This is a genomic window from uncultured Chitinophaga sp. (genome assembly GCF_937874145.1).
In the GTDB taxonomy this organism is placed as follows: Bacteria; Bacteroidota; Bacteroidia; order Chitinophagales; family Chitinophagaceae; genus Chitinophaga.
Map to the genome: position 1 here is coordinate 1 of NZ_CALNBI010000510.1, position 4,211 is coordinate 4,211.

Sequence of the window (4,211 nt, forward strand, 5' to 3'; positions counted from 1 at the left end):
CCTTCGATGGCCGCCACGCGGCCTTTGAGCGTGTAACCGGATTGCGCGTTCGCCAGCGGCATGCCTGCGGCGAGGCCCAATATCAAAATGCTTATTCTTTTCATCCTGAGTGGTTTTCGTTTTAAGGAACTTTATACCCAATGTCCACGATCTTGCCAAAACCGCCGTAGGCGTTGCCCGACAGGCTGATATCGCCGATGTTGGATACATCGAAGATGTACACGCGCCCGGCCGTACCGTTCCAGGTGGCCGCTACCAATTCGGAAACGCCGCCAGGCACGCGCCTGAATTTCATGCTCGTCACCTGCTCCGTGGCGGGGAACACGTATTCCTCTGCCGCGGTATTCGAAGTGGTTTCGTAACGCAAGATCTTGTTGCCCGTAGCATAAAAGATATGCGGGGTGATGGTGGAACCCGCAGCTGCCGTCAGTTGCGCAGCGCCCGGCGCGTTCATCTGCTGTTTGCCCAGCGTGATCACCGGCGATTCTCCCGTGTTCACGATCGCCTTGAATTGCAGGAGCCACGGCGCGCCGGCCGCATCTTTCATCACGGCGTTGTAATACCGCGTTACGTTGGCCGAATCCATGAACACCAGGTCCATCCCCGTATCGTTCATATCGAATTCCGTGCTCACCTGTGTCGGGAAGCGCTGCAGGCCGCTGGTAGCTACCGACAGGAAGCGCTTGCCCACATTATCATGCACGATGGCCGTATAAGTGGAACCGCCCACCACGTAAGGCGATAACGTATAATTCGGCGTGCCTTCCGGCGTCAGCAAAACGCCGCCCCATTTCTTGGAGCCAGGGAAACCGCCCACCAGGTTGGCATGCACCTTCCCGTCGTTGATCGCGATCCCCATGGAAGCTGAGGGCGTCCAGGCCGGAGGCGTATTGCTCACCCAGGTATGCACCACCGGCTTCTGCACCTCCGGCGCCAGGAAGAACAGGTATCCGTAGTCGAACTTATGCTGCAAGGTCTGGTAGTTCAGCTCCATCCCGCCGTTCTCATACAACAGGTACATCCTGCGCGAGGGAGCCGATATGTCATCCGTAATCGACCAGGCCGACAACTCCAGCTTCACCGGCTTCCCAATCGGCATTCCGGCGTTGATGGTGGAATAGATGTTATGCTCCACCGACCCGTCCGGAAGGATCATCGAGAAATCGCCGCTGTTGCCGGTCTGCTCCAAAAACATCCAGCCACGGGCATATTTGTTGCCGATGGTGAGATTGTAATAGTGAACGCCCGAAAGGCCGGTGCGCTTATCCGTTACCTTATACCCCAGCCGGTAATTCTGCCCGAGGATAAACACCGGGCTGCCCACCTTGATGGCCAGGTTCCGCTCCCGCGACACCGTATCGGTCGGTACCACGTAGGATGAAGCGGGACTGTTGTCATAAACGGTCCATTCATACATCAGGTCCGCCTCCGCTGCCGGCATCGACTGTTCGATATCCGGCGTAATCTTCAGGCTGTCGTTAAACACCACGCTCAGCGCTTCCGGCGCTTTGCCGCCTTCGATCACGATTTTGTTGATGGGCTTGTAATCGTAATTTCCATTGTCTTTATAACATCCCGCCAGGCTTACCGCCGAAAGCAGGGTCAGTATTTGAATTCTCATTGCAATGCGATTAATCGGTTAAGGGAATTCTACGCGTTCTCCGTTTTCATCCGTCATCGGTCCGTACTGCTCCTCATACTTGTACAGGGCGTACTTCACCGTCTGGATCAGGAATTGCTGATCGGCCGGGTAGATGGTGCTGTTCCAGTCCGTTTTGCCGGTAGACTGGATCATGAACCGGAACTTCGTTTCTGAATACGCACCGAAGCTGCCGGCCAGGCTCACATCCCAGCGGGCGGGTTTCAGCAGCTGGTCGGTTACGCTGATCTTGTAATGCAAACGGTCGATCGGCGACGATGCAGGCCTGTCACTGTACCCCGGCTTGAAATCCGCGGACTCCTGTACGGAGAGGTCGATGGTCAGGATGCTGTCTTTCATCCCCGGCTTCCGGTACAGGATCACCGGAATGCGTTTCTGGAAAGAATCCGCAGGCATCACCAGCGGCCCGATTTCGAAATGGTAACCCTGTTTGGCCGTAGACGTATCCGAAACGGCGATGTTGATGGCACGGTCTTTATCAGCCGGCAATCCCATGATCCGCAGCGTGATCCATGCCGTGTCTTTCATCTTCGAAGCGTCGGTCACCGCGAAAGAATACACCAGGCTGTCGGCATTCACGACGTTTTTGGTAAAGTAAATCCTCGAATCCTGCTGGTACATCAGCCGGTCGTCCTGGCTGCAGGCAGCAAGGCCGGCGAAGGCGGACAATATGGCAATATATCTGAGTTGCATGTTGATCGTATTTATCTGCCGAACTGGATCTCATCCATGGGCAGGGGGAAAATGTATTTCGTTTCAGTCATCGGGTTGCCTACGCCGTCGGGGATCGTAGCGGTATTCTTTCTTTTGAAGTAATACCAGAGCTGCCCTTCACCGTAGAATTCCTTGCGGTATTCTTTCATGATTTCGGCATCCAGGTTGGCGGAAGTGGCCAGTTCGGGAAGGCCGCGCGCGGAGCGCACGGTGTTGAGGAATCCCAGCCCCTCGTCGGGGTTGGCGGATGCTTCGGCGGCGATGTAATACATTTCCGGGAGGCGGATCACCGGCACCAGGCGCTGCCTTACGTTGCGCTCGTTATCGGCATGGAACTTCTTGGTGTAGATGTTGCCCTGGGTGGTCACCACCGTCCAGAACGAACGCGACTGCACCGGCAGGCGGATATCCGTTCCATAACCCGGCACGCTTGCTTCGAACATGGTATTGATCTTCGTTTGCGTGTTGTACAGGTCGCGCCCGTCGTCGTTGAACGACACCGCGGCTTTGAATAGCTGATCAGATACGCGTTTGAGGTGCGACACATAGATCGAGAAGATATGCTCGCGGGTCAGGGTGAGGTCCGAATCGAGTGCCACGGGGTCGGTGCTGAGCACGTCGGCGGCGGTCATCAGGCGGAACTTGCCGCTGCCGATCACTTCCTGTGCGTATTTGAGCGCGTTCGGCTTGTCGCCTTTATACAGGTACATACGGGCCAGCAGTGCCTTCACGGCCCAGTAGTTCAGGTGGTTCTGCCGGAACATGAGGAACAGGTCGCTGCTGGTGGAGTTCTGGTTGTTGGCGATTTGGTCGATGTCGGTGTGGACAGACAGCAATTCCTCCGCTTCCAGCAGCTCCGCTTCGATCCGGGAAAGGACCTGCGCAACGGACTGCCTTTCCTTCGGCATGATCGTGAATGCATCCATGTAGGGAATGGCGGGCTGTTCGTTGTTCGCCGCTCCGGGAACGGGGGCGTAGAGCCGCAACAGGTCGAAGTGCAGGAATGCCCGCAGTGCCAGGGATTCTCCCTTGATAATGCGGTAGGCTTGTTCGCCGAGGAGCGATTTCCCGTTGTCGACATTCCGGAGGATATAGTTCGACTGGGCGATGCAGGCATAGGACGTAGCCCAGATTTCCCCGATCTCCCTTTCCACGTTCAGCCCGGTGGCGTTGTAAGTATAATTGTAACGCGCGAGCTGGCCGTACCAGTTACCCGTGCCCGCCTTGTTCTCGTAACGGCCGGCCAGTAATTCCACCAGTCCGAACGAAAGGTTGCTGCCATACAGCGAATCCGCCGCCGAACGCTGGTAGATGCCGAACAGGGCGTCGATGTAACCCTGGCGGGTAGAAAACTGCTCGTCTTCCTTCATCTGCGTTTTCGGCGTCACATCCAGCCACTTGGAACAGGCGCCCAGCATGGAAGCCGCCGCCAGGATTCCGCCCAATATCAATATGCGGTATTGTTTCATATCAGAAAGTAGTTTGAATTTGGAGCGTATAAGTTTTCGAGAAAGGATAATCCAGCCCGCGCTCGCGCCGGATGCTGGAGAACCGGAACAGATCGCCCGTGAAGAAGGTGATGCGGGTGTTTTTCATGCGATACCTGTCCAACATGCCGTCCGGGAAGCGGTAGTATACCGACAGGCTTTCACAGCTTAGCTCATTATCGTCCTGCACAAAGCGGGAAGATGCGCGCGTCAGGCCGTTGTTGCCGCCGGAAGCATTGCGGATGCCCTTGAAGAATACCAGGTCGCCCGGCTTCATCCAGCGTTCTTCCGCCACCCGGCGGTCAACGTTATACATGGATGCATTCACGTTCTCGACACGGTCGATCAGC

3 protein-coding genes and 1 pseudogene are annotated in these 4,211 nt (G+C 56.4%); all 4 read right to left on the minus strand.

What is annotated here, in order from left to right; all coding sequences use genetic code 11:
• Positions 1 to 121: 121 nt before the first annotated feature.
• The gene (locus tag Q0510_RS24240; protein ID WP_298717721.1) at positions 122 to 1,621 is read right to left on the minus strand and encodes a PKD-like family lipoprotein; all 1,500 of its coding nucleotides are present in this window, start codon (positions 1,619 to 1,621) and stop codon (positions 122 to 124) included.
• Between the two features lie 18 nt (positions 1,622 to 1,639).
• Complete coding sequence (locus Q0510_RS24245; protein WP_298717726.1) at positions 1,640 to 2,353, minus strand: DUF4843 domain-containing protein; 714 nt, start codon at positions 2,351 to 2,353, stop codon at positions 1,640 to 1,642.
• An 11-nt stretch (positions 2,354 to 2,364) separates the two neighbouring features.
• Complete coding sequence (locus Q0510_RS24250; RefSeq protein WP_298717729.1) at positions 2,365 to 3,843, minus strand: RagB/SusD family nutrient uptake outer membrane protein; 1,479 nt, start codon at positions 3,841 to 3,843, stop codon at positions 2,365 to 2,367.
• 1 nt (position 3,844) lies between these two features.
• Positions 3,845 to 4,211: pseudogene (locus tag Q0510_RS24255) on the minus strand (SusC/RagA family TonB-linked outer membrane protein); the annotation flags it as partial.